Annotated in this window: 13 protein-coding genes; 3 read left to right on the top strand and 10 right to left on the bottom strand. The window is 75.5% G+C overall.

Annotation, left to right across the window (positions count from 1 at the left end; translation table 11 throughout):
* Positions 1-65 precede the first annotated feature (65 nt).
* Together ACIRBX_RS14620 and ACIRBX_RS14615 are read left to right on the top strand one after the other, a co-directional pair.
* Positions 66-3,305, top strand: a complete 3,240-nt coding sequence (locus ACIRBX_RS14620) for an amino acid adenylation domain-containing protein (RefSeq protein ID WP_402297611.1) — start codon at positions 66-68, stop codon at positions 3,303-3,305.
* Between the two features lie 4 nt (positions 3,306-3,309).
* The gene (locus ACIRBX_RS14615; protein ID WP_402296617.1) at positions 3,310-4,002 is read left to right on the top strand and encodes a leucyl/phenylalanyl-tRNA--protein transferase; all 693 of its coding nucleotides are present in this window, start codon (positions 3,310-3,312) and stop codon (positions 4,000-4,002) included.
* On the opposite strand, the gene ACIRBX_RS14610 is transcribed toward ACIRBX_RS14615, so the two are convergent.
* The 10 genes from ACIRBX_RS14610 to ACIRBX_RS14565 form a co-directional block, all read right to left on the bottom strand.
* A complete protein-coding gene (locus ACIRBX_RS14610; protein ID WP_402296615.1) occupies positions 3,988-5,364 on the bottom strand; it encodes an ABC transporter ATP-binding protein in 1,377 nt (458 codons plus the stop codon). The genes ACIRBX_RS14615 and ACIRBX_RS14610 overlap by 15 nt on opposite strands.
* Positions 5,361-6,188, bottom strand: coding sequence for an ABC transporter permease (locus tag ACIRBX_RS14605; RefSeq protein ID WP_402297610.1), 828 nt, complete (start codon positions 6,186-6,188; stop codon positions 5,361-5,363). The genes ACIRBX_RS14610 and ACIRBX_RS14605 overlap by 4 nt, the downstream gene beginning before the upstream one ends.
* A gap of 563 nt (positions 6,189-6,751) precedes the next feature.
* Positions 6,752-7,711, bottom strand: a complete 960-nt coding sequence (locus ACIRBX_RS14600) for an ABC transporter permease (RefSeq protein ID WP_402297609.1) — start codon at positions 7,709-7,711, stop codon at positions 6,752-6,754.
* The gene (locus tag ACIRBX_RS14595) at positions 7,699-9,255 is read right to left on the bottom strand and encodes an ABC transporter substrate-binding protein (protein ID WP_402296614.1); all 1,557 of its coding nucleotides are present in this window, start codon (positions 9,253-9,255) and stop codon (positions 7,699-7,701) included. Before ACIRBX_RS14595 ends, ACIRBX_RS14600 begins: the two co-directional genes overlap by 13 nt.
* A complete protein-coding gene (locus tag ACIRBX_RS14590; RefSeq protein WP_402296611.1) occupies positions 9,252-10,142 on the bottom strand; it encodes a class I SAM-dependent methyltransferase in 891 nt (296 codons plus the stop codon). Before ACIRBX_RS14590 ends, ACIRBX_RS14595 begins: the two co-directional genes overlap by 4 nt.
* Positions 10,139-11,335 (bottom strand): MFS transporter, encoded by a 1,197-nt coding sequence (locus tag ACIRBX_RS14585; RefSeq protein ID WP_402296609.1) that lies wholly within the window; start codon positions 11,333-11,335, stop codon positions 10,139-10,141. Before ACIRBX_RS14585 ends, ACIRBX_RS14590 begins: the two co-directional genes overlap by 4 nt.
* A complete protein-coding gene (locus ACIRBX_RS14580) occupies positions 11,332-12,393 on the bottom strand; it encodes a mandelate racemase/muconate lactonizing enzyme family protein (RefSeq protein ID WP_402296607.1) in 1,062 nt (353 codons plus the stop codon). The genes ACIRBX_RS14585 and ACIRBX_RS14580 overlap by 4 nt, the downstream gene beginning before the upstream one ends.
* Complete coding sequence (locus tag ACIRBX_RS14575; protein WP_402296605.1) at positions 12,390-13,457, bottom strand: pyridoxal-phosphate dependent enzyme; 1,068 nt, start codon at positions 13,455-13,457, stop codon at positions 12,390-12,392. The genes ACIRBX_RS14580 and ACIRBX_RS14575 overlap by 4 nt, the downstream gene beginning before the upstream one ends.
* Positions 13,454-14,281, bottom strand: coding sequence for a Rossmann-like domain-containing protein (locus tag ACIRBX_RS14570; protein ID WP_402297607.1), 828 nt, complete (start codon positions 14,279-14,281; stop codon positions 13,454-13,456). Before ACIRBX_RS14570 ends, ACIRBX_RS14575 begins: the two co-directional genes overlap by 4 nt.
* A 362-nt stretch (positions 14,282-14,643) precedes the next feature.
* A complete protein-coding gene (locus ACIRBX_RS14565; RefSeq protein ID WP_402296603.1) occupies positions 14,644-15,912 on the bottom strand; it encodes an ATP-grasp domain-containing protein in 1,269 nt (422 codons plus the stop codon).
* Between the two features lie 146 nt (positions 15,913-16,058).
* Here ACIRBX_RS14565 and ACIRBX_RS14560 point away from each other — a divergent pair, with 146 nt between their 5' ends.
* Complete coding sequence (locus ACIRBX_RS14560; RefSeq protein WP_402296602.1) at positions 16,059-16,646, top strand: GNAT family N-acetyltransferase; 588 nt, start codon at positions 16,059-16,061, stop codon at positions 16,644-16,646.
* Positions 16,647-16,708: the final 62 nt, after the last annotated feature.

The raw sequence follows: 16,708 nt of genomic DNA, 5'->3' as shown, positions 1-16,708 counted from the left end.
TATTCGGAAACAGATCGCCGGGGGCTCCGGAGCACACCGGGAGGGCCAAGGTGGCAGACCGTGAAATGCGGGTGACAGTGGTCGACGGACAGGGGCGTCACGCCCTCTGGCCGCTCTCCTCGGAGATACCTCAGGGATGGCAACAGGTCGGCCCGGCAGGGCCGTTGAGCGAGTGTGCAGCCCGGGTCGACGCGGCCTGGACGGATATCCGGCCGAATTCCCCGGACGGCCCGGCGGTGCGAACGGTACCGGAACTCGTCGCGGACCGCGCGCGGGAAATGCCGGACCACCCGGCGGTGATTTCGGAACACGGATCGCTCGATTACGGGGAGTTGGACCGCGCCGCCGACCGGCTGGCCGCGCGGCTGCGCCGGCCCGGCGTCGGCGAGACCGCCGAGGGCCGGCGGGCCGGGGCGCAGCGCCTGGTGACGGTCTGTCATGACCGGAGCCCCGGGATGGTGGTGGCGCTGCTGGCGGTGATGCGGGCCGGGGCCGCCTTCCTGCCGCTCGATCCGGGGCTGCCCGGCAGACGGCTGGCCCGGCTGATCGCCGACTCGGGCTCCGAGCTGGTGCTCACCGACGCGGCGCACACCCGGCTGGCCGAGCACACGATGGCGGTGGACGCGCCCGAACCGGAGGAGGAGCCGGACAGCACCGATCCGCCCCTGCTGCCACCCGCCCCGGACGACCCGGCGTACCTGATCTACACCTCCGGCTCCGGCGGCGCCCCCAAGGGCGTGATGGTCAGTCACCGCTCGCTGGCCTCCACGCTCGCCGGGCTGGTCGCGGCGTACGGGCTGCGGCCCGAGGACCGGGTGTTCCAGCTGGCCGCGCTCGGCTTCGACACCTCGCTGGAGCAGGTGTTCGCCCCGCTCACCGCCGGGGCCACCGTGGTGCTGGCGGACCGGCGCGGCTGCGCGCCGAGCGAGCTGGGCGGGCGGCTGGCCGCGCACCGGGTCACGGTGGCCGACCTGACGCCCGCGTACTGGCACCAGTACCAGAACGCGGTGGAGCGGGACCACTCCGTGCCGCCCGCCCTGCGGCTGATGATCGTCGGCGGCGAGGCGGTGCCGACCGAGGACTGCCGCCGCTGGTTCGACCTGCACCCCGGGGTGCGGCTGATGAACGCCTACGGCCTGACCGAGACCACCATCACCTCGCTGCTCTGCGAACTCACCCCGTCGCTGCTGACCGGGCCGCAGGACGCACCGGCCCCGATCGGGCACCCGGTGGGCGGAGCCACCGTGCACCTGCTGGACGAGCGGCTGCGGCCGGTGCCGGACGGGGAGACCGGGGAGCTGTACGTCGGCGGCCCCGGGGTGGCGCTCGGCTTCTGGCACGAGCCCGGCCGGACCGCCGAGCTCTTCCTGCCCGACCCCTTCGCCGACACCCCGGGTGCCCGGATGTACCGGACCGGTGACCTCGCGCGGCGCCGGCTGGACGGTGAGCTGGAGTACCTCGGGCGGCTGGACCGGCAGCTGAAGATCCGGGGCTACCGGGCGGACCCGGCCGAGCTGGAGGCGGCGCTGACCGCCCACCCGGCGGTCGGCCAGGCGGTGGCGGTGCCCGAGGACGGCGCGCTGGCCGCGTTCCACACCGCCCGCGCCGCGGTCGCCGAGGCGGAGCTGCGGGCCTTCCTGGCCGAACGGCTCCCCAGCTACCTGCTGCCGGCCCGGCTCACCGAGCTGGCCGAGCTCCCGGTGGACCACAACGGGAAGCTCGACCGCCGGGCCCTGCTGCTCGCCACTCCACGGGCCACCGGCCCGCAGCCGGACCCCGAGCAGTCCGGCCGGAGCGCGGAGACGGGCAGCGGAGTGGCCGAACTCTGGTGCAGGATCCTCCAGTTGGAGCAGGTCCGGCCGGAGGACGACTTCTTCGTGATCGGCGGCAACTCGCTGCTGGCCACCGAGATGCTGGCCCGGGCCCGGATCATGTTCGGCATCGGGGTCAGCCAACTCCGGTCCCTCACCAGGGCGCTGCTCCAGGAGCCGACGCTGGCCGCGTTCACCCGGCACACCCAGGCCGCCCGGGCCGGCACGCTGGCCTCCGGCGACCGGCCGACCGACTTCGCCGCGGAGTCGGTGCTCGGTGTCCCGATCCGGCTGGACGGCGGGCCGCCGCCCGACTGGCGGCACCCGCGCGAGGTGCTGCTCACCGGGGCCACCGGCTTCTGCGGCATCCACCTGCTGGACGAGCTGCTGACCACCACCGACGCCCGGGTGCACTGCCTGCTGCGCGGGGACGACCCGGAGGCCGCGCTGGCCCGGCTGCGGGCGGCGGGCCTGCGGCACCTGCTGCGCGATCCGCTGGCCGGACCGCGCGGCGCGCGGGTGGTCCCGGTGCTCGGGGACCTCGGCTGGCCGCTGCTCGGGCTGCCGGAGCGGCAGTTCGCCGAGCTGGGCGACACCCTGGACCTGGTGCTGAACTCCGGCGCCCGGGTCAACTTCGTCTACCCGTACGGCGAGTTGAGCGCGGCCAACGTGGCCGGGGTGCGCGAGCTGGTCCGGCTCGCCGGGTGGTCGCGCGGCATCCCGCTGCACCAGGTCTCCAGCATGTCGGTGCTGGCCGGGTACGGGACGGCCGGGGTGCGGCAGGTGACCGAACGGACCCCGCTCGGCCACCCGGAGCACCTCTCGGTCGGCTACGCCGAGACCAAGTGGGTGGCCGAGGAGCTGCTCCGGCAGGCCGCCGAGGCCGGACTCCCGGTCACCGTGCACCGGTTGAACGACGTGACCGGCGCCCAGGACACCGGGGTGATGAACCCCGGCACCGAGATGTGCGCGCTGATCCGGCTGTTCGCCGACGCCGGGTGCGCGCCCGACGTGGACCTGCCGCTGGACTTCCTGCCCGCCGACTGCTTCGCCCGGGCCCTGGTGCACCTGGCCACCCACCAGGAGGCGGCTGGCCAGGCCTACCACCTGACCACCGACCCCGGGCACCCGCTGCTCGGCGCCCTGGTCGCCCGGCTGCGGACCTTCGGCTACCCCGTGGCCGAACTCCCGTACCGGGACTGGGTGAGCCGCTTCGCCGAGTACGCGGCCGGGCATCCGACCCACCCCGCCACCCCGTTCCTGCCGCTGTTCGTGGACCGCTGCGCGGCCCGCCCGGAGCTGACGGTCAGCGAGATGTACTTCCGGCGGACCTTCCCGCGCTTCGGACGCGAGCAGCTGGTGGCCGGACTGACCGGCAGCGGGATCGTCTTCCCCCCGGTGGACGGGGCCCTGCTGGACCGCTACCTCAAGCACCTGATCGGCATCGGCTACCTGGCCCCGGCGAGCGCCACGCCCGGCGCCGGCGTGAGGTGAACCAGTGCCCTGGTGGGAGGAGTTGGAGCTGACCGGCGCTCCGGCGGACGGCCCGGTGGCGTTCGGCGGCGGCCTGGACCCGGCTACCCTGCTGGGCGCCTACCGGGCCGGGCTGTTCCCTTTCCCGGCCGCCGACCCGGCGGCGGCGGCCTTCAACGAGGTGCGATGGGAGGACGGCGGCGCCGCGCTGGTCGGGGCCGAGGACCCGTACGCACTGGCCTGGTGGTCGCCCGACCCCCGGCCGGTGCTGGCCGCCGGGCGGCTGCGGCCCCGGCTGCGGGCCGGTTGGGAGCTGACGGTGGACCGGGCCTTCGAACGGGTGCTGGAGGAGTGCCGGACGGGGCGTGAACCTGCTTGGCTGACGGATGAGTTGGCGGCCTCGCTGATCGCACTGCACGGGGCAGGGCGAGCGGTGAGCGCCGAGGTGTGGGCGGCGGACGGGGAGCTGGTGGGCGGGGTGTACGGGGTGCGGGTCGGGCCGGTGCTGAGCCTGGACTCGATGTTCCACCGGAGCCCTGGGGCGGGCCGGGCGGCGGTGGCCGGGCTGGGCGCGCGGTTCGCGGCGGCGGGGGGACGGGTGCTGGACGCGCAGTGGGACACCCCGCACGTCCGACTGCTGGGGGCGGAGCCGGTCCCGCGCGGTGCGTACCTGGCGTGGCTGCGGGAGCCGGAGGTCCGGGCGCTAGAGCCCGGCTGAGAGGACGAACTCCCGGTCGGCGGTGGCGGCGAGCTCCCGGTCGTGGGTGATCAGGACCACCGCGAGGGCGGTGCGGCGGCGCAGCTCGGCGAGGTGGGCCAGGATCCGGGCGCGGCTCGGGGCGTCCAGGCCGGAGGTGATCTCGTCGCAGACCAGCACCCGGGGGCGGGCCAGCAGGGCGCGGGCCAGGGCGGCGCGCTGGAGTTCACCCCCCGAGAGGGTGGAGGCCCGGCCGTCGAGCGGGACGCCGAGGGCGGCGAGGACCTCGGCGGCCTCGGTACGGGCCGCCCGGGTGCTGCGGCCGTGCAGCCGGACGGCCGCCCTGGCCACCTGGTGCAGCACCGGGCGGTGGTCGTCGAAGGCGGCGCGGGCGTCCTGGAAGACGTACTGGACGGCCGCCGTCTGGGCGGTGCTGCGGGAGCGGAGACGGGGCGGGAGGGGGTGGCCGTCCAGCCGGACGGTGCCCTGCCGGACGGGGTGCAGGCCGGCCAGGCAGCGGCCGAGGGTGGTCTTGCCGCTGCCGGACCGGCCGGTCAGGGCAAGCAACTCACCGGCGCCGAGGGTGAACGAGACCTCGGTCAGGACTAGGGCGCCGCCCGGGTGGTGCGCGGTGAGGGACTCGGCGGAGAGGAGGGGGGTGCTGGTCGGGGGCGGCGTCGGAGGTGAGGGCGGGGAGGTGGACAGCAGGTGGCGGGTCCAGGGGTGGGACGGGTCGGCCAGGAGCGCGGCGGCGGGGCCCGACTCGATCACCCGGCCGTCCCGGAGCACCACCACGTGGTCCGCCAACTCCCGTACCGTGGGCAGGTCGTGACTGAGCAGGAGCAGACCGAGGCCGCCTCGGACCAGCGCGGCCAGCTCCCCCACCAGGCGGGCTCGGGTGGCCGGGTCCTGCCCCGTGGTCGGCTCGTCCGCGACCAGCAGACGGGCGCCGGAGAGCAGCGCCTGGCCGATCACCACCCGCTGCTGCTGGCCGCCGGAGAGTTGGTGCGGGAAGCGCCGCAGCAGCTCCGCCGGACGCTCCACCCGGGCCCGGTCGAGGGCGGCGCGGACCTCCTCGGCCGTGCCCAGCTCGCGCAGCTGCGAGCCGATCCGGCGGGCCGGGTTGAGCACGGTGGCCGGGTGCTGCGGGACGTACCCGACCGGGCCGGGTGCGGTCCGGATGGTGCCGGACCGCCTTGCGCCGGGCGGGAGTTCGCCGAGCACGGCGAGCCCGGTGGTGGTCTTGCCGCTGCCGGACGCGCCGAGCAGAGCGGTCACCCGGCCCGGACGGACCGTCAGGCCGATGCCGTCCACCAGGACCCGGCCAGCCAGCTCGATCCGCAGGCCGTCCAGGGTGAGGAGTGGCTCGTGGAGTGCGGTCACCGTCGGCCGTCCCGTCCGTGCAGGGCTGCGTCGAGCAGCAGGTTGGTGCCCATCGCGAGCGCGGCGATCAGGGCTGCGGGCAGGGCCACCGCCCAGGGCTGGAGGTCGATGCCGGGCCGGTTGCGGTCCACCATCACCGCCCAGTCGGCGGCGTCCGGGGCCACGCCGACACCGAGGAAGGCGGCGGTGCTCACCAGGTAGAGCGCGCCGACCAGGCGGGTGCCGGCATCGGCCGCCAGGGTGCGGCGGAGTTCGCGGACGGTGAGGCCGAAAGCGATCCGCAGCCAGGACTCCCGGTGCAGCCGCATCGCCTCCACCACCGGACGGGCCGCCACCTCCAGCGCGCCCGCCTGCACCACCCGGGCGGCGTCCGGCACCACGACCAGGGCGACCAGCAGGGCGAGGCCGGGCAGCCCGGGTTCGAAGGCGGTCGCCACCAGGAGCAGCAGGATCAGCGAGGGCACCGCCAGCAGCACGTCCAGCGGTCGCATCAGCAGCTCCTCCAGCCAGCGCCGCCCGGTGAGTGCCGCCGCCAGGCCGACGGGCAGCGCGACGGCGTAGACCAGCGCGGTGGCGGCGACCGCGACGAGCACCACCGACCGTCCCCCGAGCAGGAGTTGACGCCAGACGTCGCGCCCGGTGAAGTCGGTGCCCAGCCAGTGCCCCGGCCCGGGCGCCGCGTACGACACCCCGCGCGGACCGGCCTCCCCCGCAGCCCAGGGGCCGGCCACCGCGAGCAGCAGCGGCACCGCGACCAGGGCGGCACCCAGCAGGTACCGACGCAGCCGCCTGCGGCGGGCGCGACGCGCAGCGGGCCAGGGCACCGGGGCCGTAACGGAGTCGGCCCGCTCGCCGTGCCGCGTGTCGGGCGACTGCGGCACGCGGGCGGCGCGGTCCTCGGCGTGCTGCGCCGCACCCGCCGCAGGCGGCTGCGCCGGGGCGAGGGCATCGCGGTCCGGCCCCCTCGTGCCCTGCTCCGAGCCCGCCGCTGACGGCTGCATGCCAAGGAAGCATTCACCGCCCTGCCGCACAGCACCCGCCGCAGACGGCAGCACCGACGCGGGGGCATCGCAAGCCCGCTCCCCCGCGCCCCCGTCCGAGCCCGCCGCAGGCAGCTGCTGCGCGCCCAGGGTGCGGTCACCAATCTGCCGCACGGCAGTTGCGGCAGACGGCTGCACCGGGACGGGGACATCGCACGCCCGCTCCCTCTCATCCAGCTCCGAGCCCGCCGCAGACGGCTGCATGCCAAGCGAGCATTCACCAATCTGCCGCACAGCATCCGCCGCAGACGGCTGCGCCGGAGCGGGGGCATCGCAAGCCCGCTCCCCCGCGCCCTGCTCCGAGCCCGCCGCAGACGGCTGCGGGGGCGTGGACCTGGGTGGGTGGGTCATGCGGTCACCTCCGAGCGGGGCGCGAAGCGGCGGGCTGTCAGGTCGGCGGCCAGGTTGAGGACGACAGCGAGGAGGGCGAAGACCACGGCGAGGCCTTGGACGACCGGGACGTCCCGGGCCGCGACGGCGTCGAGCAGGACGCTGCCGAGGCCGGGCAGAGCGAAGAGGGACTCGACCACGACCACGCCGCACAGCAGCCAGTCGCAGGTGCGGGCGAGCTGCTGGGCGGCCGGGGCGAGGGAGTTGGGCAGGGCGTGCCGCCAGAGCACCCGCCGTTCGGGGACTCCGTAGCGGCGGGCCTGGCGGACGTACGGGCGGGCCAGGGCGTCGAGCATGCCGGCCCGGACCAGGCGGCTGATCGAGCAGACCGGGCGGGCCAGCAGGACGAGGGCCGGGAGCACCAGGACCGCCGGGTCGTCGGCGATGCCGCCGAGGGCGGTCGGCGGGAGCCAGCCGAGGCGCAGGGCGAAGACCGTGACCAGGAGCACGCCGAAGGCGAACTCCGGTGCGGCGTAGACCGCGAGGGTGGTGGAGCCGATCAGGCGGTCGAGCGGGCCGCCCTCGTGGCGGGCGGCCCGAATGCCGAGCCAGACGGCGAGCGGCACCAGCGGGAGCAGGACCAGGGCGGCCAGCAGCAGGGTGGTGCCGAAGCCGTGGGCCAGGTAGTCAGCGACGGAGCGTCCGGTGACCAGGGAGCGGCCGAGGTCGCCGTGCAGCAGGGCTCCGAGGCGGTCGGCGAGCCGTTCCGGGAGCGGGCGGTCCAGGCCCATCGCCTCGCGCAGCCGGGCGATCCGCTCGGGGTCGGGGCTGTCTCCGGCGAGGGCGACGGCGGCGTCGCCGGGGAGCGCCTCGGTGAGCAGCAGGACCAGCACCAGGACGGCCGCCGACTGCGCCGCGCCGAGCAGCAGCCGGCGGCCCACCCAGGCCCCGGTGGCGCCGCTGCTCACGCCAGCCAGACCCGGTCGAACCGGGCCCAGTCCAGGGTGTTGGCGGGTGCCTCCGTCGAGACGCCCCGGACCTTCGGGGCGGTGGCCACGATCCAGTCGGCGAAGCCCCAGATCAGGAAGCCGCCCTCCTCGTACAGGCGGCGCTGCATCCGGCCGTAGAGGGCGGCGCGGGCGGCGTCCTCGCGGGTGGCCTGGGCCTGCCGGTAGAGCTCGTCGAAGTCCGGGTGGCGCCAGTGGGTGGCGTTGGTGGTGGAGTCGGAGAGCAGGCGCTGGGAGAGGTGGGACTCGATCGGCATCGCGCCGGAGCGGTAGGAGGCGAACACGCCGCCGTCCAGCACGTCCTTCCAGTAGGTGTCCTTGTTGCCGACCTTCACCTCGACGGTGACTCCGGCCTTCGCCGCCTGGTCCTTGAAGATTCCGGCCGCCTCGACGAAGCCGGCCGCCACCGGGGAGGTGTCCAGGGTGACCTTCAGGCCCTCCTGCCCGGCCTCCTTGAGCAGCGCCCTGGCCCGCGCCAAGTCCTGGGTGCGCTGCGGGAGTTCGGCCGCGTAGTACTGGGCCCCCTTGCCGAACAGGTCGTTGCCGATCTCCCCCGCGCCGGAGAGCGCGCCGTCCACCAGCTCCTTGCGGTCGGCGATCAGGAAGAACGCCTGCCGGACCCGGGGGTCGTCGAACGGCGGCCGGTCGGTCTTGAGCACGAAGCCCTGCATGGTGGAGTTGCGCAGCCGGATCACCTCGACCCGGCCCCGGCCCTCCTGCGCGCGGGCAGTGGCGGGGTGCAGCTCGTGGGCGTAGTCGGCCTGGCCGCCGAGCAGGGCGCCGATCCGGGCGGACTCCTCGTTCGCCACCAGCACCTCCAGCTCGTCCAGGTGCGGGGCGCCGTCCCAGTACTCGGGATTGCGCCGCACCAACAGCGAGCGGCCGGGCTCGAAGGAGACGAAGCGGAACGGGCCCGAGCCGACCGGCGAGCCGAACTCCTGGGCACCCTCGGGGACGATGTACGCGCCGAACGCGGCCAGCACGTTGGGGAATTCGGCGTACGGGCGCTTGAGCCTGAACTCGACGGTGGCCGGGTCCACGGCCCGGCTGGCGGCCAGGTCGATCGGCTCCAGCGAGGCCCGGGCCCGGTACGCCTTCTTCGGGTCGGCGATCCGGCGGTAGCTGTAGAGCACGTCGGCGGCGGTGACCGGCCGGCCGTCGTGGAAGGCGGCCTTGCGCAGCCGCACCGTCCAGAGGTCGAGGGTGGCGTTCGGCTCCCAACCGGCCGCCAGCCGGGGCACGGCGGCCAGGTCGGAGCCGGAGTCGGCCAGCTTGTCGAAGAGCGCCTTGGCCCGGGCCGCGTCCACGAAGAGGTTGGCCAGGTGCGGGTCCAGGGTCTCGTTGGTGCCGCCGCCGGCGAAGACCGCGCGCAGCTGCCCGCCGCCCCGCGGGGTGGCGGAGGCGGCGGCCCGGTCGGCGGCGGCCGGCGTGGCCGGGCGGGAGCAGCCGACCGCGCCGAGGGTGAGGGCGGAGGCCAGCAGGAGGGCGCGGCGGGCTATCCGGGGGTGCGTCAAGGTCGGCTTCTCTCATGGGTGTTGACAGTGGCGGTGGTGATCTCGCCCGGGGCGGCGGCGAGGCGGGCGATCAGGTGGAGGCGGTCGGAGTCGGCGCTCTCGGCCGGTGCGGCGTCCTCGGTCCAGGCGGGCTCGGTGCGCGGGCCGGGCCGGTCGTACAGGCCGAGCACCTCGAAGCCGTGCGCGGCCAGCAGGTACCGCAGCTCCTGCGGGAAGAGCAGCCGCCAGGCGGAGTGCTGGACGGTGACCGGGCCGGTGTCGGTGCTCCAGGCCCGGGTGCGGCGCAGGAGTTGGGCGGCGTGGTCGATCCGCAGGGTGGTGCGGGAGGTGTACCGGACACCCTCGTGCTCGACGGTGTCGGTGCGGACGCCGTCCAGCAGGTCGGTGCGGCCGAGGAAGTAGGCGCCGTTGCGCATCTCGGCCACCAGCAGGCCGCCGGGGGCCAGGTGGCGGCGGCAGCGCGACAGCAGGGCGTCCAGGTCGTCGTTGGTGTGGCAGTACAGCAGGGCGCTGTCCAGGCACAGCACGGCGTCGAACGACCGCTCCCCGAGGTCGAGTTCGCGCATGTCGCCGAGCAGGTACTCGGGGCCGGGGTGGCGGGTGCGGGCGTGCTCGACCATGGCCGGCGAGCTGTCCAGGCCGGTCACCCGGCGGCCCGCCCGGTGGTGCAGCCAGGCGGCGTCCCGGCCGGTGCCGCAGCCGAGGTCCAGGACCCGCGGCCCGGCGCCGTGCGCGCGGAGCACGGATTCGGCCCAGCGGGCGGCCAGGTGTCCGGGGTCGGGGAAGCGGAGCTCGTACAGCTCGGGGGTGTCGGTCAGCAGGTTGCCGTCGGTGGGGTGGGTGGTTTCGGTGTGGGTGGTTGCGGTGTGGGTGGTTCCGGTGCTCATGTCGCTGCTCCGAGGGCGGAGTCGGGTTCGGGGAGGGTGCGGCGCTGGTGCGCCACGGCTGCCGCGCAGGCCAGGCCGAGGGCGGCGCAGAGCGCCCAGGGCGCCCAGGAGGAGGTGTCCATCGCCCAACCGACCGCCGCGTTGCCGAGGGCGGCGGCCAGGCCGGAGACCAGGTAGAAGACGCCGTAGTAGGTGCCGGTGAGCCGGTCGCGGCCGAAGGCGGGTATCAGCTCCAGCACGAAGGGCTGGGCGATCATCACGCCGATCCGCAGCAGCACCACGGCCAGCAGGACGGGCACCGGGCCGGGGGCCAGCAGCGGGGGCAGGAAGCCGAGCCCTGCGACCAGCATGCCGCAGGCCAACCAGCGCCCACGGCCGCCGAGTTGCTGGAGCCTGGTGGTGATGCGGAGCTGGAGCGCGAGGTTGACCACCGTGCTGACCAGGAAGACCAGGCCGACGGCGCCCTCCCAGCCGGTGGCCTCCCGGGCCGCCTCCGGCAGCAGCAGGTAGAGCTGGCTCTCCAGCGCGTAGAGGCCGACCAGGGCCAGTGAGAAGGCGAGGAATCGGCGGTCGGTGAGCACCTCGCGCCAGTCGCCCAGCACCGGGGTGGCGGTCCGCTCCACCGTGTGTGCCGGCAGCACCGCGGCCTGGGCCACCGTCAGCACCGCGAAGATCCCGGCCGCGCTGAGGGCGGCGGCCCGGAAGTCCACCAGCAGCAGCACGGTGCCGAGCACCGGGCCCAGCAGGGCGCCGGTGTTGGCGAAGACGCTGAACAGCGCGAAGGCCTCGGCCCGGCGCTCCCCCGCCTCCTGCGCCAGGTAGGCCCGGACGGCCGGGTTGAACAGCGCCCCGGCCAGTCCGCTGAGCAGCGAGGCGGCGAGCAGCACCGCCATCCCGTCGCCGAGGGCGAACAGGCCGAACCCGAGGGTGCGCAGGCCGCAGCCCGCGATGATCACGCCCCGGGCGCCGAGCCGGTCGGCCGCCGAGCCGCCCAGGATGAACAGGCCCTGCTGGCTGAGGTTGCGCACGCCGAGCACCACGCCGACCGCCACCGCCGACATCCCGAGGTCACCGCCGAGGTGGGCGGCGAGGTAGGGGACCAGCAGGTAGAAGCCGGTGTTGACGCCCAGTTGGTTCACCAGCAGCAGCCGGACCGCGAGCGGGAAGGAGCGGACGGAGCGCAGGGTCCTCACGAGGCGCTCTCGCCGTGCGGCCCCGGTGCGACCGGGTGGACGCCGAGGCCGGCCCGGTCGGCGGCCCGGACCACCCCGTCAGTGCCGCCGATCCCGCGCCAGGGGTCGTGCCGCAGCAGCAGGTGCCCGTCCAGGTCCACCCAGCGGGCCCGGTCCACCAGGTGCACGGCCGGGGCGATGCCGAGCGAACTGGCCGTCAGACAGCCGAGCATGACCTCGGTGCCGGTGCCGTGCAGCGCGGCGCAGATCCGCAGGGCGGCCGAGACCCCGCCGCACTTGGCCAGCTTGACGTTCACCCCCTGCACCCGGCCGGCCAGCCGCTCGGCCTCCTCCTCGGTGGCGGCGTCCTCGTCGGCGATCACCGGCAGCGGGGAGGCGGCGGCCACCTCGGCCAGCCACTCGGGATTCCCCGGTGCGGTGGGCTGCTCGACGGCGGTCACGCCCAGCTCGGCGAAGCGCGGGATGAGGTGCAGCGAAGTCTCCACCGTCCAGGCACCGTTGGGGTCCAGCAGCACCTCGGCCTCAGGGGCGCCGATCCGGACGGCGGCCACCCGGGCGAGGTCCTCGGCCGGGTCCGGCGAGCCCGCCTTCACCTTGATCACCCGGAATCCCGCCACCGCCAGCCTGGCCGCCTCGGCGGCGGCCCGGACCGGGTCGGTGATGCCGATGGTCCGGGCCGTGGCGGCGATCGGCGGGCGGAGCGTGCCCAGCAGCTGGTGGACCGGCGCCCCGGCCCGCTTGCCGACCAGGTCCAGCAGGGCGGACTCCACCCCGGCCAGCACACCGGGCGCCAGCTCCTTGAACGGCACGTCGCCGCGCTGGAGTTCGACCAGGGCGGTCTCCGGATCGGGGTAGCGGGCGAGGCTGAGCTCCTGCACCTCACGGCGGATCCGCTCGGTCGGCAGCTGGAGGTAGACGCTGGCCACCACCTCCCCGTAGCCGCTCAACCCGCCGTGCCGGACGGCGAGTTCGACCGCCTCGCGGGCGGCCATCACCGAGCGGGAGATCCGCAGCGGTTCGGTCAGGGTGAGCTGCACCACCCGTATGTCGAGCTTCACTTCTGCCCCTCCAACGGGTCGATGACGGTACGGCAGCGGGCCCAGCCGGAGACCTCGACCGCGCCCGGGTGCGGGATCTCCACCGGACGGGTGACCGGGGCCGGCAGGTCGCGGGCTCGACACCAGTCGTCGTCGTAGACGGTGCCCAGGTAGCGGTGCGGGCCGTCCGGGAAGACGGTGGCGACCACCGCACCGGGCTGGACCCGGGCCGCCCAGGCGGCCACCAGGGCGACCGCACCGGTCGACCAGCCGCCGCTGACGAAGCTGTGCCGGGCCAGCCGCCGGCAGGCGTCCACCGCCTCGGCCGGGCCGACCCAGTGCACCTCGTCGAAGTGCCGGTAGGCGACGTTGCGCGGGTGGATGCTGCTGCCCAGCCCGCGCATCAGCCGGGGCCGGGCCGGCTGGCCGAAGATCGCCGAGCCCACCGAGTCCACCCCCAGCACCCGCAGCCGGGGCCAGCGGCGGCGCAGCGGCTCCACCAGCCCGGCGCTGTGTCCGCCGGTGCCGACGCTGCACACCAGCACGTCCAGGTGGTCGAGTTGGTCGGTCAGCTCACGGGCCATCGAGAGGTAGCCGGCCGCGTTGTCCGGGTTGTTGTACTGGTCCGGCCAGTACGCGCCGGGGTTGGCCGCCAGCACCTCGCGCAGCCGGGCCAGCCGGGCGGCCTGCCAGCCGCCCTGCTCGGCCGGGCGGTCCACCAGCTCCAGGGCCGCGCCGTGCGAGCGCAGCAGCCGCCGCATCGAGGGCTCCAGCTCGGTGTCGCCGACCAGGATGACCGGATGACCGAGCGCTTGGCCGGCGAAGGCCAGCCCGAGGCCGAGGGTGCCTGAGGTGGACTCCACCACCGGTGCCCCGCAGCGCAGTTCGCCCCGGGCATGGGCGCCGCGCAGCATCGCGACGGCCGAGCGGGCCTTCATGCCGCCGGCCGCCAGGTGCTCCAACTTGGCGTGGAATCCCGGCTGTTCGTACGGGAGCGGGGCGGTGATCCGGGCCAGCGGGGTGTGGCCGAGCAGCGCGAGCAGTTCGGGCCTGGCGGTGGTGGCCTCGGCGGTGACGACGCTCAACGGGTGCCTCCGTACAGGTGGATGGTGCCCGGGTTGCCGTCCAGCCAGAAGAACGGGAACGGCTCGGCGCTGACCGCCGTCACGCCCTCGTCGCGCAGCTGCGGCAGCACGGCACTGCCGGTCTGGGCGAACATCACCAGGGGGGTGGCGGTCCGGCGGGCGTGCGCGGCGAACAGCTCGAAGCTGCCGTTGCCGAGCGTCATGCCGGAGACCAGCATCGCGTCACAGTCCGCGAGCACCGCCCCGGCGTCCTGGTGGATCTCCTCGCCCCACTCGGTCCGGCCGCCCTTGAGGTCGCAGGGGAGGTAGCCGGTGCCGCGCCCGCGCAGGCACTCCAGCAGGGAGTTGACCACGCCGACCACCAGGACCCGGCGGGCGGCGGCCGGGACCAGGCCGACCACGGCGGCGGCCCGGGCGCGCGAGCGCTCGATCGAACTCCCCTGCGGGATCGCGACATTGCGGGCACCGTTGGCAGGCGTGTGCGGACGGGCCAGCGCCAGGAAGGCGTCCAGCGCGGCGATCCGGACGGGCGCGAGCGGGTGCGCGAGGAGCTCGGCGACGGTCGCCCCGACGTACTCCTCCAGCGGCGGTAGCTCCCCCGGCTCGACCGCGCAGGAGCCGACGGCCCGGCCGACCCGGAGGCTGAGCACCTCGTTGCGGTAGCCGCCGGAGCGGCCGTCGTGGCGGACGGCCTGGCTGGTGGCGAAGGCCACCGCGACGCGCTGCTCGGCCGGGTCGAGCCCGTACCCGCCGGCCAGCACCCGGGCGGTCAGGCGCCCGACGGCGGTCCCGGCAGCCCTGGCGGCCCCGGCAGCCCCGCCCACGGCGGGCCCCGGGTCGGCGGCGGGGGGCTCCGGGTCGGCGGCGAGCCGGGTGACCTCGGGGGTTGCGGGCCGAAGCCGCTGCACCGCCGGGTACGCGCCCGCCGCGCACCGGGGCTGCGCGGCAACGCGCCCGGCCCCGGGGGCCGCAGGCCCGTCGCTCGACGGCGCGTCCACCGGCACCGCGTCCACCAGCGCCACGTGCATCGGCGCCGTGCTCGTCGGCGTCCGGTCCGTCGGCGCCGCCTGCGCGCGGCTGCCCGGCGCGACGTGCCCCGCCCCGGGGACCGACGACCCGTCAACCGGCGGCGCACCGGCTCGGATGCGCCGGCCCGTGGGCGGCAGGGCGGGAGTGCGGTGCGCGGTCATACCCGGGCCGCCTCTTCGGCGTAACACGGGGTCAGGCGGGCGAGCAGGCGCTCGGCGGTGTCGAGGGCGCCGGGGCCCTCGGTGTCGGTGGTCATCAGGTGGCCCAGGTACTCGTTGTTGCTGACCGCGCGGCGGACCCGGCGGCCGGGGTCGGCGACGGTCAGCTCGACCACGGCGGGGTCGCGGGAGACCTGCTCGGCGCCGTCCACGCCCGCCAACAGGCCGTCCCGCGCCGGGAGCAGGAAGCTCACGGCGGCGCTGGCCACCCCGGTCGGACGGACCGTCAGATCCGGCTCCCGGCCGAGGGCGACGTCGACCGCCGCTGCCGCCAGGTCGAGGCCGGCCACCCGGCGGACCAGCTCGGTGATCCGGTTCCCGGCCGGTCGCGGATTGACCTCGACCACCCGGGGGCCGGCCGGGGTGAGCTTGATCTCGGTGTGCGCCACCACCTGGTCCAGGCCGAGCGCGGCCAGTGCCGCGACGGCCGTCGAGGCGGCGGCTGCGGCGTCCGCCGGATCGAGGGCGGCCGGGAACTGGTGCCCGGTCTCGATGAAGGCGGGCGCCCCGCCCAGGCTCTTGCTGGTGACGCCGACCACCTCCGTCCGACCGCCCCAGGAGACCGTCTCGACGCTCACCTCGGGCCCGGTGAGCAGCTCCTCCAGCAGGACGACCGGCTCCCGCCGCTGCCCGCGCGCGTTCACCGGGAACTCGTCCAACTCACGGTAGGCGGCTAGCAGTTCGGCCTCGTCGGCGACCTTCCGAACCAGCATCCCGGCACACAGGTCCACCGGCTTGACCACCAACGGGTACCCCGCCTCCGCCGCGACCGCGACCGCCTCCGCGCGGTCCCGGCAGAGCGCGTACCAGGGGCCGGCCACCCCGGCGGCGGCCAACCGCCGCCGGGTCAGGTCCTTGCGGCAGGCCGCCTCGACCGCCTCCGCCGACGGCCCGGGCAGGCCGAGCCGCCCGGCGACCAGCGCCACCGTCGGCAGGTAGTAGTCACAGGAGGAGACCACCCCGTCGAAGCCGAGCACGCCGTGCAGCCGTTCGACGTACGGCAGCAGGACGGCCGGGTCGTTGGTGTCGGCGGTCAGCACGTTGGCCGCCGCCAGCAGCGGGTGGGCGGTGTCGCCGGGGGCGGCCCGGAGGTAGTGGTGCAGGTCCCTGGTCAGGAAGGTGAACCGGTGACCGCCCTCCCCGATGGCCCTGGGCAGCAGCCTGCTCATCGATCCGACCCAGCTCTCGATCACCAACAGATGCGCCACGGGACTCCCTCGTCTTCCACCCGGCAGAACGGTGTGAGGCAGCAACGTACTCGACACGCGTTTTCATTTTCAATACAGCTACATGGAAACCATTTCCATGTACGCTGTGATCCCGCCCACCCGTGGAGCCCGCCGAGGAGCATCCGATGACCCGTCAACACCCCTACGAGGTACGCCCCGCACGCCCCGAGGACCTGCCCGGAGCCCGCGCGCTGATCCTCGACACCTTCTACCAGGAGTTCGGGTACGGCTACGTGCCCGCCTGGCACCAGGACGTGATCGACCTCGGCCCGACCTACCTGGAACACCCCCGGCACGCGCTCTTCGTCGCCGTCGCCGAGGACGGCGAGGTGGTCGGCACCACCGCCCTGCACTCGCGCGGCCCGGCCCACCCGCCGCACCCGGCCTGGCTGGCCGAGCGCTACCCGTCCGGGCTCACCGCCCAGCTGCTCCGGGTGTACGTCCGGGCCGGGCACCGCCGGCACGGGCTGGCCCGCCGACTGGTCGCCCTGGCAGCCGGGTTCGCGGCGGCCGACGGCGGCTACCAGCACCTCTACCTGCACACCAACGTGGACGTTCCGGGCGCCGAGGCGTTCTGGCGCAGCCTGGCGGTGGAGGTCTGCGACGCCCGCACCACCGGCGAGCACGGGCCCGGCCTGGCCACCGTGCACTTCGAGATCCCGCTGCACCACGACGCCGGACGGGCCGAGCGACTGGCAGGGGCGAAGGTCTAGATGAAGATGGTTGTCATCCCCTAGTGTGAGCGGCCACCGACCGGTCGGACCACGACCGGGCG

Source organism: Kitasatospora sp. NPDC096147, assembly GCF_044763225.1.
Classification (GTDB): domain Bacteria; phylum Actinomycetota; class Actinomycetes; order Streptomycetales; family Streptomycetaceae; genus Kitasatospora.
This window is presented reverse-complemented; position numbering and strand designations above follow the sequence as displayed.